The sequence below is a fragment of the Dickeya parazeae Ech586 genome (assembly GCF_000025065.1).
Taxonomy (GTDB): Bacteria; Pseudomonadota; Gammaproteobacteria; order Enterobacterales; family Enterobacteriaceae; genus Dickeya; species Dickeya zeae.
Map to the genome: position 1 here is coordinate 904,608 of NC_013592.1, position 20,206 is coordinate 924,813.

Sequence of the window (20,206 nt, forward strand, 5' to 3'; positions counted from 1 at the left end):
GAATGGGTCAGGGCAGGCCGGGATGCGGTTGAGGGAAACGGAATGCGCTTACCCCTGGCTTAAGTCGGCAATGCTCCTTGTTCTTATGTTGATGAAGCGTCCGGCCTTGCTGCTTCATGTCACAAGAGTGATATCCGTATGCGGAGCGTCGACAGATATTAATTTCACGCATCAAAATAATTGTCCGGTTAAATACTAAACCTGACGGTGAAAAGCAATGTGCAAGTAACAGAAAGTTTGAACTCTGCCACAAAAAAGCACCCCGCAGGGTGCTTTTTTAACTTTTAAATCACATTTGTGAGTGGAGGGATTACTGTTGTAATTCCTGTTCGGTGAACAAATCAGCAAATAACGCGGTGCTGAGGTAACGCTCGCCGGAGGATGGCAGAATCACCACGATGGTTTTGTTGGCGAATTCTTCTTCTTTTAACAGGTTAAGTGCAGCCGCTACCGCCGCACCGGAAGAAATCCCGGCCAGAATGCCTTCTTCTTCCATCAAACGACGGGCCGTGGTGATGGCCTCTTCGTTGGTGATGCGTTCAACGCGGTCGACCAGTTTCAAATCGAGGTTGGCAGGAATGAAACCAGCGCCGATCCCCTGAATCTTATGCGGGCCAGGTTTGATCTCTTCACCTGCCAGCGCCTGGGTGATCACTGGGGAGTCTGTCGGTTCAACGGCCACAGAAATGATCGCTTTGCCTTTGGTTTGCTTGATATAGCGGCTGACACCCGTCAGCGTACCGCCCGTACCGACACCGGCAATGAACACGTCCACTTCGCCGTCGGTGTCTTCCCAGATTTCCGGGCCGGTGGTTTTCTCATGAATTTCCGGGTTGGCTGGGTTGCTGAACTGCTGCAACAGCAGGTAATGTTCCGGGTCGCTGGCCACAATCTCTTCGGCTTTGGCGATAGCGCCTTTCATGCCTTTGGCGCCTTCGGTCAGCACCAGATTGGCACCCAGAGCTTTAAGCAGTTTGCGACGCTCCAGACTCATGGTTTCCGGCATGGTCAGTGTCAGTTTGTAGCCGCGCGCTGCCGCTACATACGCCAGTGCGATACCGGTGTTACCGCTGGTCGGCTCTACGAGTTCGACACCGGGCTTCAATACGCCGCGTTTTTCGGCATCCCAAATCAGGTTGGCACCGATACGGCATTTGACGCTGAAGCTCGGGTTACGTGACTCCACCTTAGCCAGAATACGCCCATTACCAATGCGATTCAGACGAACCAGCGGCGTATGGCCGATAGTGAAAGAATTGTCTTCGTAGATCTTACTCATAGCCCGTCCTTAATAACTGTATGAAATTTTTGCGAACCTCAGAGAGAATACTCGTTCGCGAAAACCAGTGAAGTAAAGAATCGCTATATCGATATGTTCTGAAGAAATATATTTTCATTAATATCCAGTTAATGGGATGGACTACCTCTTCCCTCTGCGCTTGACTGAACAGAATTCATCCAGCAGGAGTGTGACTATGAACATCGTATTTATGGGCATCGACCTGGCAAAAAATGTTTTCCAGCTTTGCGGATTAAACCAGGCCGGCAAACCGGTTTATACGAAACGCACTGGCCGAAAAGAATTACTCCAGACGCTGGCAAATATTCCAGCCTGTCTGATTGGGATCGAAGCGTCCACCGGGGCATTTTACTGGCAGCGTGAGTTTGAGAAACTGGGGCACAAAGTAAAGGTCATCAGTCCTCAGTATGTAAAACCCTTTGTCCGCGGGCAAAAAAATGACGGTAATGATGCACAGGCTATCGCAGTGGCTCTGATGCAACCGACAATGCAGTTCGTACCGCCAAAAAGCCCGGAACAGCAGGATATCCAGGCTTTACACCGGGCAAGGCAGCGTATTGTTAATCACCGCACTGCGACAGTCTGTCAAATAAGAGGGCTGTTACTTGACCGGGGGATCCCCATTGGCAGTGCTGTCTCCAGAGCTCGCCGGGCTATTCCTCTTATCCTTGAAGATGCAGAAAACGGTCTGAGCCCCCGTATGCGCAGAACAATTGCAGAACTCTATGATCTCTTTAATGATCTCGAGCGTCGGATCCATTTTTTTGATAAGGAAATTGAAACAGTATTCAGACAATCAGAAACCTGTCAGCGTATCGCCAAAGTGAAAGGCATTGGCCCGAAAACGGCCACGGCCGTTGTTGCTGCTATTGGCAAAGGAACTGAATTTAAGAATGGCCGTCACTTTGCTGCATGGCTGGGTCTGGTTCCACGCCAGCACTCGAGTGGCGACAGGCAAGTGCTGATGAATATGACGAAAAAAGGCGACAAGCATCTACGGACACTTTTTATTCATGGCGCCCGCGCTGTCGTCAGGGTTGCCACGAATAACAATGAGGGTTATATGAATCAGTGGGTTAACCAGTTAAAGGAACGGCGCGGATTTAATAAAACGACCGTGGCGGTCGCTAACAAAAACGCGAGAATAATCTGGTCGATGCTGAGAAATGAGACCGAGTATCAGGTAGTGTGAAATTAATACCCTGCCAGCAAAAGTTGCAGCGTACTGAGAAATGGTGACAGGTTGCACCTACACAATCGGAGCCTGATTTTTATACTGGCCCCAGAGGCCGTCCAGTTGTTGAGGCGATTGTGTGCGGATTACCCATTTGGGCACAGATTTTCCTGATGCCGGATAGATGTAAGCAACAACCCAAAACCAGATTCAGTACTTGCAAAACGGAGGTAGTCCATAGATATAGAACATCGTAGCGTCACTGGTTCTACTTTCCGTGTCCGTGCCGGGGCAGTGTGCTGGAAAGATGGCGGTAACGGTCGACCCACAAGGCGGTCGCGCCGCAGACAGCAACCGGCATGATCAACAAGTTCAGCACCGGCACCATGGTGAACAGGCTGACCAGCGCGCCGAATTGCAGATTTGCCAGCTTGTTTTGCCGCAACGCCTTACGCATGGTGGCAAAGCCGACTTTGTGGTTATCGAACGGATAATCGCAATATTGGATTGCCAGCATCCAGGCGCCAAACAAAAACCACACCACCGGAATGACCGTCTGACCGATGCCGGGTACGAAATACAGCAGCAGTAACACCAGCAGACGGGGTAAATAATAGGCCAATTTTTGCAGTTCGCGTCGCATGATGCGCGGCACGTCTTTGGCGATATCGAGCATGCCGCTGGAAGGTAGCGGCTGGCCGGTCAGCCGGGCTTCCAGTTGCTCCGCTAGCAGGCCGTTGAACGGCGCGGCGATCAGGTTGGTAAGGGTGCTAAAGAAATAGCTGAAAACCAGCAAGACGGAGAGTGTCACCAGCGGCCAGAGCAGGTAACTTAGCCATTGCAGCCACTCCGGCACATGGGTCATTAGCTGCGGGATCCAGGTGCCAAGCTGGCGAAAAAGCCACCAAAAAGCACCGCCCATCAGCAGGATATTCACCAGCATGGGAAGAATGACAAAACGACGGATACCGGGCAGAGAAAGCAGTTGCCAGCCTTTCAGAAAATAATGCAGGCCGCTGTGTTTGGGATCAAGGTGTTGCGTGTAGGACATGGGGCGGTTCTCACCTTATGGTAGGCAGGTTAGGGCATCATATCGGGATGAATTTCGGCTGGCTAGCTGCGATTTGCCTGAAAAAACGGCAAAAAAATGCCCGCAGTCGATCTTTATTATCATAAACTAGTGTACAGACTTGCACTTGAGTACACAGGCAAATACAGTTAGAGGTATGTGTATTTGCCGTAGTGGCAATGTATTGGAATAACTGGGATAGCAATGATGCAGGACCTGCGTCTGATCTTGATTGTCGTTGGCGCGATCGCAATTATAGCACTGTTACTGCATGGTCTTTGGACAAGCCGTAAGGAGCGCTCGTCCCTTTTCCGCGATCGTCCGGTAAAACGCCTGAAGCCAAAGCGTGATGATACCCCGCTGGAAGACATTGATGATGGGGTGGGTGAAGTGCGGGTAACGTCCTCTCGCCGTCAGCAACATACACCGTCCGGCAACGCGGCGGGTGATCGTTTTGACGCGACCTTCCGCCAGGAGCCGAGCGTTTACGATCCGCTGCTGGATGAGGTTGAGCCGCCAGCGCCGTCGCATCAGCCTGCTGCCCCGTATGCCGAACCGCAGCCTCGCTATCAGCAACCCGCTTCCCAACCCCAGCCGACAGAACCGGTGCAGCGTGTTCCGGAGCAGAGAGCTGAAGAGTCGGTACCTGACGTTAACCATCACCCTCATGCTGAACCGGTGTCTGAAGCACCGGTGGCTTCACAGCCGATACCGCAGCAAGAAATCGTGCTGGTTTTGCACGTAGCGGCTCATCAGGGCGGCGTGATTGGTGGTGAAGTGCTGTTGCAAAGCGTGTTACAGGCAGGTTTCCAGTTTGGCGAAATGAACATCTTTCATCGGCATGTTAACCCGGCAGGCAGTGGGCCGGTGTTGTTCAGCCTGGCTAACATGGTCAAACCCGGTTCATTCAATGTGGATGCGATGTCTGAATTTACCACGCCGGGTGTGTCGATTTTCATGATGGTGCCGTCTTATGGCGATGCCAGTCAGAACTTCAAGCTGATGCTGCAGTCCGCTCAGCGTATCGCTGACGATGTGGGCGGCATAGTGCTGGATGACGAACGCCGTCTGATGACACCACAGAAAGTGGAAGCCTATAAAGCCCGTATTCGCGATGTGCTCAAAGCAAACAGCGCTCAGAGCGAATAACGGCCGTGTGTTGTGATATCAGCGCTTATCAGAAGCCTCCGTTTACGGGGGCTTCTTGCTTTTATCGCGTGTTACGTCCATCGGGCATGACTTTTATCAAGTATGACTTTCATCGCGTGGTTTTTCTGCGCGCTCTATCGCGTCGTCTCCGTAACGAGCGCATTTCGTGTGGCAGTGTCGGCTGGTAACCTACCGGCTGGCGATAAGGTACAGACAGTGAGCGGCAATAATACGTTAAAACAGGAGTTGGGACTGGTTCAGGGTATCGGGTTGCTATCAACCTCGCTGCTGGGAACCGGCGTGTTTGCTGTGCCAGCTCTGGTGGCGGAGCAGTCGCGTGGTGATAGCTTGTGGGCCTGGCCGCTGCTGATTGCCCTGGTGTTTCCGATTGCGATTGCCTTTGCCTCGCTGGGAAGGCACTTCCCGAATGCCGGTGGGGCGGCGCATTTTGTGAAGCTGGCGTTTGGGCCTCGCCTGGCGCGGGTGACCGGATGGTTGTTCCTGTCGGTAATCCCGGTGGGGTTGCCAGCGGCGATGCAGATTGCGGCCGGGTTCTGGCAGGCTGCTTTTGGGTTGAGTGCCGACGGGTTACTGCTGGTGCAATTGCTGACGCTGGCGGCGATTTGGCTACTGGGAATACGCAGCGCCGGTTCCAGCGCCACCATTCAGACGCTGATTGCCTTACTGGTGGTGCTGTTGGTGGCGGCAATCTGGTGGAAAGGGCAGATTGCGCCGTCCCAGATTCCGTGGCCTGCGCTTACGCAGATTAACGGCGCACAGATGCTGGATGCGCTGGCGGTGATGTTCTGGTGTTTCGTCGGGCTGGAAGCCTTTGCGCATCTGGCAACGGAATTCAAATCACCCGAGCGTGATTTCCCGCGGGCACTGCTGATAGGTATGTTGCTGGCCGGTACCGTTTATTGGGGATGTACTGTCGCCGTTTTGCATTTCGGGGCTTACGGTCCCCATCAGGCCGCTACGGCATCGCTGCCGGGCATAGTGGTGCGGTTGTTTGGCGAGCATGCCTTGTGGCTGGCTTGCATTGTCGGCTACCTCGCCTGTTTCGCCAGCGTGAATATTTATACCCAGGGTTTTGCCCGGCTCGTGTGGTCACAGGCTCCGGAAGGGAGCCGACTGGCGCGTTTATCCACCGCACGCGCGCCGGTGAATGCGTTATCGTTGGTGGTGGCCTGCTGCCTGCTCTGCTGCCTGTTGATTTACTGGCTGCAACTGCCGTTATCTGAACTGATCGTTTACGCCAACGGCATTTTTATTTTGATTTACCTGCTGTGTATGCTGGCAGGATGGCGGCTATTACATGGCCGTTCCCGTGTGATGGCAAGCATCGGGAGCGTACTGTGCGTAGCGTTGCTGCTGACGCTCGGTTGGAAATCGCTGTATGCGTTAGGGATGCTGACGGTGCTATGGCTGGTGTTGCCGGTAAGACGTGCTGCTATCGCCACTGAATAAAACCAGACAGGAGCGCAGGCCCTGTCTGGCATCGAGCAGATCGTTGCGTTACTGAGCGTCGGCAGGCGGTTGTTGTTCCGCTGTTTCGCGGCCTGCGACTTTTGCTTCCAGCTCGCTCATTCGCTGTTCCAACAGCGCCAGTTTTTCGCGAGTACGCAGCAATACCTGGGTTTGTAAGTCGAATTCTTCACGGCTGACTAAATCCAGTTTTCCTAACTGAGATTGTAAGATCTGACGGATTTTCTTCTCCATGTCTTCGCCAAATTCCCGGATGCCTTTCGGCATGGATTCCTGCACCTGACGGGCAATCTGCTCTAATTTCTTCGGGTCAATCATGACACTTTCCTGAACTGTTTGACGAAAGGGTGGATATACATCAAGTGTAATGCCTGACCCGCACGGTATAAACAAAAAGTCATTTTCATTCGATAAATTTTGCGATCCATAAGCGGGGTTAGTGATTGCCCCTCCCTTCGGTTAGCGCTATAGTAATCCTGCTTATTCTCAGGGCGGGGTGTAATTCCCCACCGGCGGTAAACCAGTATGTGGCCTTAAGGTCAGCTGGAAGCCCGCGAGCGCTCAGACTGCATGGTTTGAGGTCAGCAGATCCGGTGTAATTCCGGGGCCGACGGTTATAGTCCGGATGGGAGAGAGTAACGGTTTCTGACAGGCTAACGCCTGCCCGCGTTATTTTTTGCGTTTTTGTCTGTTTACTCAGTGCAAAAACGACTCCTCAAGTTCGCCCTGATTCTGGTAATCCATACTAACAATGAGGTTTTTTTACCATGAATCAGACTTTACTTTCCGAATTCGGTACACCTGTCGAACGCGTTGAACGTGCGCTGGATGCATTGCGTCAAGGCCGTGGCGTCATGGTGTTGGATGATGAAGACAGGGAAAATGAAGGTGATATGATTTTCCCCGCCGAAACCATGACCGTTGAGCAAATGGCGCTGACCATTCGCCACGGCAGCGGTATCGTATGCCTGTGTCTTACTGAAGAACGCCGCCAGAAGCTGGAACTGCCGATGATGGTGGAAAATAACTCCAGCCATTATCAGACTGCGTTCACCGTGACTATCGAAGCGGCTGAAGGCGTCACCACTGGGGTTTCTGCCGCCGATCGCTTGACAACCATTCGTACCGCGATTGCCGATGATGCCCGTGCGAGCGATCTGAATCGCCCTGGTCATGTGTTCCCGCTGCGTGCGCAGCCGGGGGGCGTGCTGGCGCGTGGTGGTCATACTGAAGCAACGGTGGATTTAATGCGTCTGGCAGGGTTTAAACCGTTCGGTGTGCTGTGCGAACTGACGAATGACGATGGTTCCATGGCGCATGCGCCGGAAGTGATCACCTTTGCGAAACAGCACAATATGCCAGTGCTGACTATCGAAGATCTGGTGGCTTACCGCCAGGCGGCTGAACGTAAAGCCAGCTGATTGTCGCCAGACACTATCACGTTTTTGAAACAGGGCCGGTTTTCCGGCCCTGTTTTTTCAGGTATGTATTTTTCAGGTAGATGCTTTTTCAGGCATAGCCTTTTTCAGGTGCAGGCTTTTTCAGATGCCGGGTTCAGGCTGGTTTGCGGGCTAGCAGCGTGGCAAAGCGCAGCTTGATACGGTTGCCGTCGGCGTCGGTTTTGTGCAGTTCCCCCACATCCTCGTTGTATTTCACTATTTCCCAGTCACGATAATAGTCGTGCAATTCGTTGTGCCCGAAAGTGAACGAGAATGGCAGCGGGCAGGGGAAGTCGTCGGTGGACATAGCGGCGACAATCAGGTTATAGCCTCCGGCGACCGTGTGTTCCTGCATGTTGCTGATAATAGCCGGGACGCAGGAACGATCCAGAAACATAAATACTACTGTCGACAGGATGAAATCGTACTGATGGCGAATATCGGCCTGATTGATGTCGTGGACGAACGCGTCGATCCCGTTGAGTGACTCATCCGCGATTATCTGGTTGAGCTTATCAATGCTCATGGCGTTCTTGTCGCAGGCTGTAACCTCAAAGCCTTTCAGGTTCAGGTAGAGTGCGTTACGCCCGCCGCCACAGCCCAGGTCCAGTGCTTTTCCCAGCTGGATATAACGCATCGCGTTGACAACTTCCGAGTGGGTGCGCGTCAGCTCATATTTTTTGTGGTAGTAATCTTCCGCCGTGCAATAAAAACTGAGCTGGCATTGCAGGTCGTCGGAAAACGCGGCAATGCGGTGCCAGCGTTGCGGTTCAATATAAGGTGGTTGCTGCTGCGGTGAAAACTGAAAGCGTTCTGTGACTTCGCCTTGTTCCGTCAACAGTTCGAACGTCAGTTCGCCCTGTCGTATTTCCAGTTTTGCCCAGGTGTCTTCTTTGGTGTTGTGTTTTTCCTGGAACGCCGCAGGCAGTGTATTGCTGTTCCATACCGGCATCTGTTTATAACAAATCAGTTCTTGCATAGGGACCTCGTACGTTCTCGTCTTTTTCCATTCTATTAATCACGCAGTAGTGTGACCAGAAATATGTATTATAAATGCATGAAATGGCAAGGCGACCGCCGGGCGGTCGCTGGAGACACCATCATGATGACAGTTGTCGTAGCAGTGGGAAGGCCTCTTTCATGCGGTCGCCGCCGACAACAAAGGCCCGCAACTGTTCCTCTACCATTCCCTTTGCCACGATGCCGCCATGATCGGCGATGAGGTGCCAGGTGAGCGCCGGGTTTTGTGTTTCCCCCGCCAGTTGTAACGGAAACAGCGGCGTTTTTACCTTTATCAGCATCGCGGGCAGGGCGAGTGGCTGCTCTCCTTGCCGCTGCTGCTGGTGGATTTCCGTGGTGAGGCGCGCGGCAATACTGTTAGCCGCGATGCTGGCGGTTAACTGGATCGGTTGTAAAAAGGGCAGCAGTTTACCGTTAATTTCAGCGCAATCTCCCAACGCGTAAATATGCGGATCAGAGGTGCGTAACTGGCTGTCGGTGACGATACCACGGTTTACCGACAGGCCTGCCGCTGCGGCCAGCTCGGTATTGGCACGCAGCCCGATGGCGGAGATAACTTCATCTACCACCAGTGTGCGGCCGGACACCAACGTCACGCGCAGGCCAGCCTCGGTTTTTTCCACCTGTTGGAGCTCAGTGCCGAGTAGTAATTCCACCCCTTGTTGCAGCAATGTGGTTTGCAGGCGGGCGCTGAGTTCGACAGGCAGAAGACCGGAAAGAAGATGCGATGCCCGATCCGCCACCATGACGTGTTTACCGGCTTGCGCCATATCCATCGCCAGTTCACTGCCGATCAACCCTGCGCCGACTACCAGAATGCGCGTTGCCTGCATCAGGCGAATTTCTGCCTGACGATACTCCTGCTGGCTATTGAGCGTCAGCATCCATTCATGGCCGAGAATCGGTGGGAGCACAGCGCTGGCGCCAGTGGCCAACACCAGTGTGTGGTAATCATACTGCCTGTCACCACAGATGACGTGGCGTCGACTGGCGTCAATAGCGGTGACGGCGGTATGTGCCAGCAGGGTAATCCGCTGTTCTTCGGCAAAGTGCGCGGCACGCATGCGTGTCAGGTCGTCGGCACGGCGCTGCTGGCTGAACACATGGCTGAGCTCCGGCTTGCTGTAGTCGTCGCCGCTGTCGGCGGTGATCAGGCGAATAGGGCAGTGAGCGTGCTGCTTACGCAGGCTTTTAATCAATTGCCGGGCAGCAAAGCCTGCCCCGACAACAATGGTTTCATAAGAAATGGTTTCATCAGAAATGATCTTATCAGACATGGCCGTTCCTTAGTTGATGGGGTTAAACACGTCTTTGCCTAAGCTGCATTCGGGGCATAAGAAGGTGTCCGGTACATCAGACCAGGGGGTGCCCGGTGTCACGTCCTGCATCGGTTCACCGATAGCCGGGTCGTAAATCCACTGGCATACGCTGCATTGCATGCGCCCGCTATACTGCGGCTCAGAGGCGCTGCTACAGGCACACGGGGAGGCGGCGGTTATCTCTGCTGATATGCCGGTGTCGGCCGCTACCGGCGTGGGGCTGATATCGGTGGTGACCGGTGATACGGTTAACGGATGCAGCGCCCATTGGCGGGCAATTTCACGACCATGTTCCCGGCAAATTGCCAGCGCAGACCCATCCGGACGCCATTTGGTTTTCAGCGACAGCGTGGTCTCGAAACCCGCGTCCATCAGCCGGGTCTGGATACGATCAACCGCGCCGCCGTTCCAGCCGTAGCTACCAAAGGCAGAGGCTTTCTTGTTCTGAAAACGCAGGCCGGTGATCTCTTCTAACATGGCGGCCACTTTCGGCATCATCACGTTATTCATGGTGGAAGAACCCACCAGCACACCCTTGGAACGGAATACCTGCGTCAGAATTTCATTTTTGTCATGGCGGGCCACATTGTAGATTTTGACGGCGACACCCGGATCGACATCATGGATCCCCTGAGCGATGGCATCCGCCATCATGCGGGTATTGTTGGACATGGTGTCGTAGAACAGCGTGATGCGATCTTCCTGATAGCTGTCGGCCCAGCGCAAATAGTGGTGAATGATCTGCGCCGGGTCATTGCGCCATACCACACCGTGGGAGGTGGCGATCATCGATAACGGCAGGTTAAACGCCAGCACTTCGTTGATTTTGGCGGTGACCAGACGGCTGAACGGCGTCAGGATATTGGCAAAGTAGCGTTGGCACTGCTCGAACAGTTCCCCCTGATCGACTTCATCATTAAACAGGTGTTCGTCGCAGTAGTGCTGCCCAAACGCGTCATTACTGAACAGGACCGCATCACCGCTCAGATAGGTCATCATGCTGTCTGGCCAGTGCAACATCGGTGTTTCGATGAACACCAATTGTTTGCCGTTGCCGATATCCAGCGAATCGCCGGTTTTGACGGTGTGGAAATGCCATTCAGGATGATGGTGATGACCGGTAATCGAGTCGATGGCGTTATGGGTGCAGTAAATCGGCGTATTGGGGATATAGGCCATCAGCTCACTCAGTGCCCCGGCGTGATCTTCCTCGGCATGGTTGATGACGATGTAGTCGATCTGCGCCAGATCGATCTCCGCCATCAGGTTCTGGACAAAATCACGGCTGAACTTGTGATCAACGGTGTCGATCAACACCGTTTTTTCTTCCCGGATGAGGTAGCTGTTATAGCTACTGCCTTTCAGCGTTTTGTATTCAGTGCCGTAGAAGTCGCGAACTTCCCAATCCCGTTGGCCAACCCAGTGAATGTTATTTTTAACATGAATAGACATCGTCATACTCCAGTGAACGTAGTAAAGGTCGTTGCCATGTCATAGCACAGGCCGTGCCATGTTTTATCTTTTTGATTTTTAATGATTTTAAAAATAACCTTTGTCATTATGACAATAACCGGATAATGTCTTTTTGACACTCATTTGTGAAAAAGACACACCATGACGCTATCGATAGATGCCTTTGCGCACATTGCTATTGAGTTGCAGCAAGGGCTTTCAACCCGCGACCGTTTTCAACGCCTGCTCAACAGCCTGCGCCAATTACTCTGCTGTGATGCTGCCGCTTTGCTGAGTTATGAAAGTCAGTTGCTGCGCCCGCTGGCAACCGATGGGCTGGCACCGGACGTGCTGGGGCGGCGTTTTCGGCTCTCCGAGCACCCGCGTCTGGAAGCGATAGCCCGGGCTGGTGATGTGGTGCGGTTCCCTGCGGACAGCCAGCTTCCCGACCCTTACGATGGCCTGATCCCCGGTCAGGAAGCGTTGAAAGTGCACGCCTGCGTGGGCCTGCCGCTGTTTGCTCACCATTCGCTGATTGGTGTATTGACCATTGACGGGATGGATCCACACCAGTTCGATCATTTCAGTGATGAAGAGCTACGGCTGATTGGCGCGATGGCGTCGGTAGCCCTGAGTAATGCGTTATTGATGGAACAACTGGAGCGCCAGACCGTAGCACCACTGCCGGATGTCGCGCCGATGGCAGAGGCAAATGCTGACGAGATGGTGGGGTTGTCTGCGCCCATGCAGCAACTGAAAAAAGAAGTGGCGATTGTGGCCGATAGCGACCTTAACGTGCTGATCATGGGGGAAACCGGGGTTGGCAAGGAACTGGTGGCGCGGGCCATTCATCAGGGATCGCGGCGTGCAGACCGCCCGCTGGTGTATCTGAATTGTGCCGCGCTGCCGGAGTCAGTGGCGGAAAGCGAACTGTTCGGCCACGTGAAAGGGGCGTTTACCGGCGCGATCCATCATCGTACTGGTAAATTTGAGCTGGCGGATAACGGTACGCTGTTTCTGGATGAAATCGGCGAACTGTCGTTGACCTTACAGGCCAAGCTGCTGCGGGTATTGCAATACGGCGATTTGCAGCGCGTGGGTGACGACAGCAGCCTGAAAGTGAATGTGCGTGTGCTGGCGGCGACCAACCGGGATTTAAAGCAGTCGGTGCAGGAGGGGACTTTCCGCGCCGACTTGTTCCATCGACTGAGCGTGTTTCCGCTGTCGGTGCCGCCGCTGCGTGCGCGTGGTCAGGATATTGCGCTGCTGGCCGGTTTTTTCTGTGAACGCAGCCGGGCCAGACTCGGGTTGCAACGCCTGTCATTATCGCCGCAAGCGACCCAGTTGCTGGTGCGTTATCCATGGCCGGGGAACGTGCGCGAGCTGGAGCATGTCATCTATCGGGCGACGATTGTCGCGCGGGCAGGCGGCACGAGCGGCGATCTTGTCTTACGGCCGGAACACTTGAATCTGGATGGTGTGCTGCCCGATGAGCCTCATCCTGCTAACGCGGAGAATACCGCGCCGTCGTGGCGTGGCGTCAGCCTGCGGGATGCTACAGAGCATTACCAACGACAGGTGATTAGCGACACGCTGGCGCGGCATCAGGGTAACTGGTCGTCCTGTGCCCGCGAGCTGGCGGTAGACAGCGGCAATTTACACAGGATGGCAAAACGGCTGGGGATAAAATAACAAACCCCGGCATGGCCGGGGTTTGAAGCACAGGCTTAACGAGTCATCAGCCGCAGCGGGTGCATTTCTGTGACTGGATCACCTGGAAGAAGTCGTTGCCCTTGTCATCCACCAGAATGAAGGCCGGGAAGTCTTCCACTTCGATTCTCCAGATAGCTTCCATACCCAGTTCCGGGTATTCCACACACTCCAGGCTCTTGATGCTGTTCTGCGCCAGAATGGCTGCCGGGCCGCCGATGCTGCCGAGATAGAAGCCACCGTGTTTATGACACGCGTCGGTGACCTGCTGGCTGCGGTTGCCTTTAGCCAGCATGATCATGCTGCCGCCGTGGGATTGCAGCAGATCAACGTAAGAGTCCATACGGCCAGCGGTTGTTGGGCCGAGTGAACCAGACGCGTAGCCTTCCGGCGTCTTGGCTGGGCCTGCGTAGTAGATCGGGTGATCTTTCACGTATTGCGGCAGTTCACCGCCGTTATCCAGCAGTTCCTTCAGCTTGGCGTGCGCAATGTCGCGCGCCACGATGATGGTGCCGTTCAGCGACAGGCGAGTGGAAACCGGGTATTGCGACAGCGTTTTGAGGATGTCTGCCATCGGGCGGTTCAGGTCGATACGCACCACTTCACCTTCGCCAGCCTGACGCAGGTGTTCCGGAATGTATTTGCCGGGGTTGGTTTCCAACTGTTCCAGCCAGATACCTTGACGGTTGATCTTGGCTTTGATGTTACGGTCCGCCGAGCAGGACACGCCCATCCCTACCGGGCAGGAGGCACCGTGACGCGGCAGACGGATCACCCGCACATCGTGCGCGAAGTATTTACCGCCGAACTGGGCGCCAAGCCCCAGATTACGGGCTTCTTCCAGCAGTTCCTGCTCCAGCGCTACATCGCGGAACGCCTGACCGTGTTCATTACCCTCGGTCGGTAATTCATCGTAGTAGCGGGTGGAGGCCAGTTTCACGGTTTTCAGGTTGGTTTCTGCTGAAGTGCCGCCGATGACAAAGGCAATGTGGTACGGCGGGCAAGCCGCGGTACCCAACGTACGCATTTTTTCTACCAGATAGTTTTTCAGTTTACCCGGTGACAGCAGCGCTTTGGTTTCCTGATACAGATAGGTTTTGTTGGCGGAACCGCCGCCTTTGGTGACGAACAGGAATTTATACTCATCCCCTTCGGTGCTGTAGAGGTCTATCTGCGCTGGCAGGTTGGTGCCGGTGTTGACCTCTTTGTACATGTCCAGCGCCGCATTCTGGGAGTAGCGCAGGTTGTCTTCGATAAAGGTGTTGTATACACCGCGCGACAGTGCTTCGGCGTCGTTGCCGTTGGTCCACACGCGTTGGCCTTTTTTACCGACGATAATGGCGGTCCCGGTATCCTGACAGGTCGGCAGGATGCCTTTGGCGGCGATTTCGGAGTTACGCAGGAACTGCAGGGCGACATAACGGTCGTTTTCGCTGGCTTCTGGGTCGTGCAGAATATCGGCGACCTGCTGCTGGTGGGAAGGACGCAGCAGGAAAGAGGCGTCGTGGAATGCCTGTTGTGCCAGCAAGGTCAGCCCCTGCGGGTCAACTTTGAGAATATCCTGGCCTTCAAACTGGCTAACAGAAACAAAGTCGCTGCTGATCAAACGGTATTCGGTTTTATCTTTCGCTAATGGAAACGGATCTTGGTAATAAAACGGTTTATTCGACATTTTCTTCTCACTTGCAGCCGCATAATTGAGTGATTTATCGGGTCTTATTTCCGCCTAAGGCTTTTGTGCCGGTCTTATTGTTGTGTCCGTCGTCTTTGGCACGACGACAAAAGCAATAAACGTGGTTGATATTCCTTAACTTGCGCCAGTTGTGCGCCTATTGAGGGATACCACCTCACATACTATGGCTTTATGGCGGGGAGTACCACGCTGACAAGTCACATTATTTTTATCTTCGTCATGTTTTCGTCGAAAATATATCGCAGACAGAAACGGGATGTTGATATTGATAATCGTGACATGACGGGCGCCATATTAAGTCATTTATTTAAATTAATTAAGTGCAATGTGCCTGGGTGATAAATACCCATTGAATAAATAAGGGTACACATCACCTTGCCGGTATGTTGATTTTATTATTCGCGCTGTTCGAGCAAGGTATCGATGAGCCACAGTCCCGCCGGGCCGGGGGGCGAGGGGCGGGACCAGGCGATATCCACTTCAATTTGCCGCGGCCAGCCCGGCAGCGGTAGCTCCACCAACTGATTCTGCGCGTATTCGTTTACCAGCCAGCGCGGCAGCGTGCTCCAGCCAAATCCTTGTTGCGCCATTTCTAACAGCATCAGGTACGACGGCGTTGACCAACTGGCGCTTTCCGTTTGTGGGCGTTCCCGCTGGCTGTAAGTATGCAGACATAACTGGCGTACCGTGGCGAGTTGTTCCTGTGTTACCTGAGTCTGCTGCGCCAGCGGATGCGTGCGGGCGACATAGACCGCCATTTCGGTTTTCACCTGCAACCGGGATACCGCAATGTCGATAGGGTAATGTGCCTGCGCTTGTAATACGCCAACATGGGCGCGTTGAGATTGCAGCAGTTCCACCACGTCTTCGTCTTCCGCAATCAGACATTCGAATTCCACGTCGGGAAACCGCACGGCAAAGCGTTGCAGTATTGGGTGATAGTGACGGCACTGCCAGGTGTCCGATAACACGAAGGTGAGCCGTGGCTCGACTTTATCCGCCAGCCGGATTGCCAGTTCGTCCAACGCTTCGCTGGCGGATAGAATCGCTTTCACATGACTGAGTACCTTACGTCCTTCATCCGTCAGCACCGGCTGATGCCCCCCCCTGTCGAACAGCTGCAATCCCAGGTCAGCTTCCAGATTCGCCACCGCCGTACTGACGGTGGACTGGCTTTTTTGCAGGTGGCGTGCGGCGGCGGAAAACGAGCCAGTATTCACCGTGGCGATGAACGCCAGCAGTGATTCAGGAGAATAACGCATCGCTGCCTCTATCGATTTTTTAGATGGATTCTAATTTATCACTATTGGTTATTTCGATGAAAATAGCAATCCATCAGCGCTACTGCGCTATCAGTAGGAGGAATTTATGCAACAGAATACTCAGCAAACAGGACATCATCCGTCAAAATCCTGGCGTGAACGGATAGTGCATGCCGTGGGTTTTGAAGTGATGGCGTTATTGATTTGCGCGCCGATAGGGGCGTGGGTACTGGAGCGCTCCATCCTGCAGGTCGGGGTGCTCTCCATTATGCTATCCAGCGTGGCAATGGTCTGGAACGTGGTGTACAACAGCGTGTTTGATCGCCTGTGGCCGGTCAGCCGCGTGAGACGTGGCGTATGGGTGCGCGCAGGGCATGCGTTGGGTTTTGAAGGTGGTTTTATTCTGTTTGGTTTGCCGCTGGCAGCCTGGATGCTGAATATTACGTTGTGGCAGGCACTGATGGTGGAAATCGGCTTCTTCTTGTTTTTCCTGCCGTACACCATGGCCTACAACTGGCTGTACGACCTGTTGCGTGAGCGTCTGCTAACCCCAGCGGTACAGGGACGCTAGTCGGCACCCGAAGCAGAAGAGTGAGCGTTTGCTTTCTCCTTGCTTCGGGTCCGTTTTCATCCGTCGGTCGACTGACGCAGTGACGCCCGGTATTCGGCGTAATCCGGCATATGAGGGATACGCCACAGATACCAGGCTGCCAGTGTGCGATAGGGGCGACAAGGCTCACTCATCTCCAGCATCGCTTTGCGCGTTGGGTCTTGCTCCAGGCGATACAGGTAACGAAACCCCTGTTTGATGCCGAGATCGTCCACCGGCATGATATCCATCCGCTCCAGGGTGGAGATCAACAGCATTTCTACCGTCCAGCGGCCGATACCCTTCAAGGTACAAAGGCGTTCAATCAGCGTATCGTCATCCAGATGTTCCGCTGCCGTTCTGGCGGGTACCAATCCACTCAGTACGCCCTGTGCAATGTCCTTCACCGTGTCGATTTTGCGGGCGGAAAAACCGCACTGGCGCAAGACTTCCGGTTCGCACGCCACCAGTTGTTCAGCGGATGGAAAGCCGCCGTCTCCCACGTCAAAACGTTGCTGTAGCTTGCTGATGATCGCGGCGGCGGCACGGTTACTGAGTTGCTGGCTGGATACCGCCCGGATTAGCGCCTCGTAAGGTTCCCGTGTCGGTCGGCTTTCAAAGCGGATATGACCGACGCCGTCTATCAATCGTGCCCAGTGCGCATCAATGGCGGACAAATGGGCGAGAGCCTGAGGTTCGTTGAACGGGAGGGGCGATGGCGTCATAGGGTGGCTCCTTATGGTTGGCGATGTATTCCAGCAGGCAATGTTCCGCTAAGAGAGATATACTCAATTATACTGGTTATTTAAACAGGTTTGCGCATGAATTTTGAACTGTTTGCCGATGAGCCGCCAGAGCGCCGGAATGAAACGCTGGCACCCGGTGCGGTGGTGTTGCGCGGTTTTGCCTGGCCACAGGCCGATGTGTTGCTGGCTGCGCTGGAGACGGTGACGCAACGAGCGCCGTTTCGGCATATGGTGACACCGGGCGGGCATACCATGTCGGTGGCGATGAGTAATTGCGGGCCGCTAGGCTGGGTGAGCGACGAGCACGGCTATCGCTACAGCGCGCAGGACCCGCTCAGTGGTCAGCCTTGGCCTGCTATGCCCGCTTGTTTCTTGCAGTTGTCTCAGGCCGCGGCACGCGAGGCGGGATATCACGACTTTACGCCCGATGCCTGCCTGATTAACCGCTACGCCGTTGGTGCGAAACTGTCGTTGCATCAGGACAAAGACGAGCTGGACTTACGCCAGCCGATTGTGTCCGTTTCATTAGGGTTGAGCGCAGTGTTTTTGTTCGGTGGCATGAAACGTAGCGACCCTTGCCAGCGGCTGACGTTGATGCACGGTGATGTGGTGGTGTGGGGTGGCCCGTCCCGGTTGTGTTACCACGCCATTTTGCCGCTAAAACGCGGGCCGTTGCCGATGGGAATATTGGATGAGGTGCGCCTGAATCTGACGTTTCGCTGCGTATGAGTGTCCCCCACGGTGTGGGGGACACTTGTCATGACGTCGTATGATTACTTCGCAGAGAAGTGCATGTACTCCAGCGCGTTTTCACCCGCCATACGGCCTGAGTTGAGGGCAAAACCGAACGTCCCGCCGCCCAACAGCAAATCATAAGTGTCGCCGTACATACCGGCGGCATCGTTGCCGGTCACGTACAGGCCCGGCACCGCGCTGCCGTTCGGGCTGACCGCTTCCATTTTCTCGTTAATTTTCACACCGCCGAGCGTACCGAGCGCTGCTGGCATCATCTTCACGGCATAGAACGGGCCAGTTTTCACCGGACGCAGATAATCCATGCTCTTGTTGAAGATCTCGTCGCGTTTCTGGGTGGCATAGCGGTTGTTGTCTTCAATGGTGCGTTTCAGCACGGCCGGGTCGATGGCCATTTGTTTGGCCAGGTCGTCGATACTGTTGCTTTTGAAGACAAAACCGCGGTTTTTCTGGAGTTCTTTGGCAAACTCGTCGTCGAATTTCACCAGTTTGGTATTGGCGATAACCCATTCGCCGATCGGCACATCGATACCGTCGTTGACTACGTGCTTGCGGGTTTCCTCGTCGAAGACGGAGTACATAACGCCACCTGCTTTCGCCAGCGCGTTACCGGCGTGCGGCCAAATGATAACGATGGACTCATCGGTGAAGCGGCGTCCGGTCTTGTCTACCCACAGGTACGGCTGGCGAGCGGCGGCCAGCATCTGGGAGTTAGGGGCATACTCCGGCAGACCGGGGCGGTAAGACTGTACTACGCCCATGCCTTCTTCTTTGGCACCAGCCTTCCACGCCATTTTGATGCCGTCGCCGTCTTTACCGATGTTACCTACCATGATGGTGTCGGGCATAGCGACGTATTTTTGCAGCATCTCTTTGTTGTTGGCGTAACCACCGGTGGCGACGATCACCGCTTTGGTGTCGATCTGGAACGGTTTACCGTCGCTGCCTTCAGCGATCACGCCGGTAATTTTGCCGTCCTTCATCACCAGGTCTTTACCGGCGGTTTTCACCAGCGTCGTAACCTTCATGTTTTTAAACTGCTCATGGAAGGTTTTGATCAGGTAGCGACCGTGGCCGGGGCCATCGATAACGTGCCAGGTCAGCATCCCGCCCGGCCCACCGGGGCCGATGTATTCAAACTTGATGCCTTTGGATTTCACCCACTCGATGGTGTCGGCAGAGCGATTGACGAAGGTACGCACCACATACGGGTTGGCCATCCAGTGGCTGTATTCCATGATAGTTTTAAAGGCCATATCCGGCGTGACGACGATACCCTGACGTTTTTGCATCGAACTGTTGGCCGCGAAGATACCTTCCGCGAAATTGCCGGTGCCGCCGACGGCGGGCTGTTTTTCCAGCAAGACGACGCTAGCGCCTTTCTCGGCGGCCGCCATGGTAGCGGCAGTACCGGCGGCACCTGCACCAATCACCACCACATCCGCGCTTTTCGGGATGTCGACCGTTTTGGCCGGTTCAGCGCTTTTCGCCGGTTCTGCCGCGGGCTCGGGTTGTCCTGATGCCTGAGCAGTGGTGATTCCCAGCACCGAGAGGCACAAAGCCGCAAGGAGTTTTTTTCGGTATTGAACCATATTATTTTCCTTTTATTTTACGCGTGGAATAACGCGCCAAAGACTGGCGCATCGTCCGGTATTCAGTTCGCCTTGGCTTTGGCGTAAGCCGCCTGCGAGGCGTCATGCACTGCGCCACTGGTCATGGTGGCACCGGAAACCCCGTCGACATTGATGGTCTTTTTCTCGGTCATGGTTTTTGCCAGCTCTTTGGCTGCTTCACCGCCGACTTCCGGGGTTTCGTCTGGGGCATCGATAGTGGCTTTTTGCACGACGCCTTTGGCATCGATATCCAGAGTGACGGTGACGTCACCACCGATACCTTGTCCGGTTGCTGAGTAGGTACCGGCTTTAAATTGGTCTTCAGCTACGGCTACGCCAGCTATCAGCAACAGGCAACCCAATAATGTGATGGAACTTTTTTTCATAACGAACATTCACTCTGTATGGTTAATATCATCAATAAACGGGA

The 20,206-nt window shown here is 54.4% G+C and carries 18 protein-coding genes and 1 riboswitch; of the genes, 7 read left to right on the forward strand and 11 right to left on the reverse strand.

From position 1 onward, the window contains the following. Positions 1-310: 310 nt before the first annotated feature. Positions 311-1,279, reverse strand: coding sequence for a cysteine synthase A (cysK, locus tag DD586_RS04105; protein WP_012883550.1), 969 nt, complete (start codon positions 1,277-1,279; stop codon positions 311-313). Positions 1,280-1,475: 196 nt separating this feature from the next. Here cysK and DD586_RS04110 point away from each other — a divergent pair, with 196 nt between their 5' ends. Then, complete coding sequence (locus tag DD586_RS04110) at positions 1,476-2,492, forward strand: IS110 family RNA-guided transposase (protein WP_012883551.1); 1,017 nt, start codon at positions 1,476-1,478, stop codon at positions 2,490-2,492. A gap of 250 nt (positions 2,493-2,742) precedes the next feature. Here the strand turns inward: DD586_RS04110 and cysZ are convergent, their stop codons facing one another. Then, positions 2,743-3,525, reverse strand: coding sequence for a sulfate transporter CysZ (cysZ, locus tag DD586_RS04115; RefSeq protein ID WP_012883552.1), 783 nt, complete (start codon positions 3,523-3,525; stop codon positions 2,743-2,745). Positions 3,526-3,747: 222 nt separating this feature from the next. On the opposite strand from cysZ, the gene zipA reads away from it, so the two are divergent. Together zipA and yjeH are read left to right on the forward strand one after the other, a co-directional pair. Then, positions 3,748-4,692 (forward strand): cell division protein ZipA, encoded by a 945-nt coding sequence (gene zipA, locus DD586_RS04120; protein ID WP_012883553.1) that lies wholly within the window; start codon positions 3,748-3,750, stop codon positions 4,690-4,692. 216 nt (positions 4,693-4,908) lie between these two features. Continuing rightward, positions 4,909-6,162: an L-methionine/branched-chain amino acid transporter gene (gene yjeH / locus DD586_RS04125; protein WP_041164783.1), complete on the forward strand. Its 1,254-nt coding sequence runs from the start codon at positions 4,909-4,911 to the stop codon at positions 6,160-6,162. Positions 6,163-6,210: 48 nt separating this feature from the next. Here yjeH and ubiK read toward each other — a convergent pair whose 3' ends face one another. Then, positions 6,211-6,498 carry a ubiquinone biosynthesis accessory factor UbiK gene (gene ubiK / locus DD586_RS04130; protein WP_012883555.1) on the reverse strand — a complete coding sequence of 96 codons (288 nt, stop codon included), beginning with the start codon at positions 6,496-6,498 and terminating at the stop codon, positions 6,211-6,213. Between the two features lie 160 nt (positions 6,499-6,658). Next, positions 6,659-6,821, forward strand: a riboswitch (FMN riboswitch). A gap of 126 nt (positions 6,822-6,947) precedes the next feature. Here ubiK and ribB point away from each other — a divergent pair. Beyond that, entirely contained in the window at positions 6,948-7,601 is a 654-nt protein-coding gene (gene ribB / locus DD586_RS04135; RefSeq protein WP_012883556.1) for a 3,4-dihydroxy-2-butanone-4-phosphate synthase, read from the forward strand. Positions 7,602-7,734: 133 nt separating this feature from the next. On the opposite strand, the gene tehB is transcribed toward ribB, so the two are convergent. From tehB to norV, 3 genes are all read right to left on the reverse strand, one after another. Continuing rightward, positions 7,735-8,598, reverse strand: a complete 864-nt coding sequence (gene tehB / locus DD586_RS04140) for an SAM-dependent methyltransferase TehB (RefSeq protein ID WP_012883557.1) — start codon at positions 8,596-8,598, stop codon at positions 7,735-7,737. A 121-nt stretch (positions 8,599-8,719) separates the two neighbouring features. Beyond that, positions 8,720-9,916: an NADH:flavorubredoxin reductase NorW gene (gene norW, locus DD586_RS04145; RefSeq protein WP_012883558.1), complete on the reverse strand. Its 1,197-nt coding sequence runs from the start codon at positions 9,914-9,916 to the stop codon at positions 8,720-8,722. A gap of 9 nt (positions 9,917-9,925) precedes the next feature. Next, positions 9,926-11,410: an anaerobic nitric oxide reductase flavorubredoxin gene (gene norV, locus DD586_RS04150; protein WP_012883559.1), complete on the reverse strand. Its 1,485-nt coding sequence runs from the start codon at positions 11,408-11,410 to the stop codon at positions 9,926-9,928. Between the two features lie 162 nt (positions 11,411-11,572). On the opposite strand from norV, the gene norR reads away from it, so the two are divergent. Beyond that, entirely contained in the window at positions 11,573-13,102 is a 1,530-nt protein-coding gene (gene norR, locus DD586_RS04155; protein WP_012883560.1) for a nitric oxide reductase transcriptional regulator NorR, read from the forward strand. A gap of 46 nt (positions 13,103-13,148) precedes the next feature. On the opposite strand, the gene fumA is transcribed toward norR, so the two are convergent. Together fumA and DD586_RS04165 are read right to left on the reverse strand one after the other, a co-directional pair. Next, positions 13,149-14,792 (reverse strand): class I fumarate hydratase FumA, encoded by a 1,644-nt coding sequence (gene fumA, locus DD586_RS04160; RefSeq protein ID WP_012883561.1) that lies wholly within the window; start codon positions 14,790-14,792, stop codon positions 13,149-13,151. A gap of 416 nt (positions 14,793-15,208) precedes the next feature. Next, positions 15,209-16,075, reverse strand: coding sequence for a LysR family transcriptional regulator (locus DD586_RS04165; protein WP_012883562.1), 867 nt, complete (start codon positions 16,073-16,075; stop codon positions 15,209-15,211). Between the two features lie 106 nt (positions 16,076-16,181). On the opposite strand from DD586_RS04165, the gene DD586_RS04170 reads away from it, so the two are divergent. Next, on the forward strand, positions 16,182-16,646 hold the full coding sequence (locus DD586_RS04170) for a multidrug/biocide efflux PACE transporter (RefSeq protein WP_012883563.1): 465 nt from the start codon (positions 16,182-16,184) through the stop codon (positions 16,644-16,646). A gap of 56 nt (positions 16,647-16,702) precedes the next feature. On the opposite strand, the gene DD586_RS04175 is transcribed toward DD586_RS04170, so the two are convergent. Beyond that, positions 16,703-17,389 carry a DNA-3-methyladenine glycosylase family protein gene (locus DD586_RS04175; RefSeq protein ID WP_012883564.1) on the reverse strand — a complete coding sequence of 229 codons (687 nt, stop codon included), beginning with the start codon at positions 17,387-17,389 and terminating at the stop codon, positions 16,703-16,705. 96 nt (positions 17,390-17,485) lie between these two features. Between DD586_RS04175 and alkB the strand changes: the two genes are divergently transcribed. After that, positions 17,486-18,139, forward strand: a complete 654-nt coding sequence (gene alkB, locus DD586_RS04180) for a DNA oxidative demethylase AlkB (protein WP_012883565.1) — start codon at positions 17,486-17,488, stop codon at positions 18,137-18,139. Positions 18,140-18,183: 44 nt separating this feature from the next. On the opposite strand, the gene DD586_RS04185 is transcribed toward alkB, so the two are convergent. Together DD586_RS04185 and DD586_RS04190 are read right to left on the reverse strand one after the other, a co-directional pair. Beyond that, a complete protein-coding gene (locus DD586_RS04185) occupies positions 18,184-19,755 on the reverse strand; it encodes an FAD-dependent oxidoreductase (protein ID WP_012883566.1) in 1,572 nt (523 codons plus the stop codon). 62 nt (positions 19,756-19,817) lie between these two features. Continuing rightward, positions 19,818-20,162 (reverse strand): FMN-binding protein, encoded by a 345-nt coding sequence (locus DD586_RS04190; RefSeq protein ID WP_012883567.1) that lies wholly within the window; start codon positions 20,160-20,162, stop codon positions 19,818-19,820. Positions 20,163-20,206: the final 44 nt, after the last annotated feature.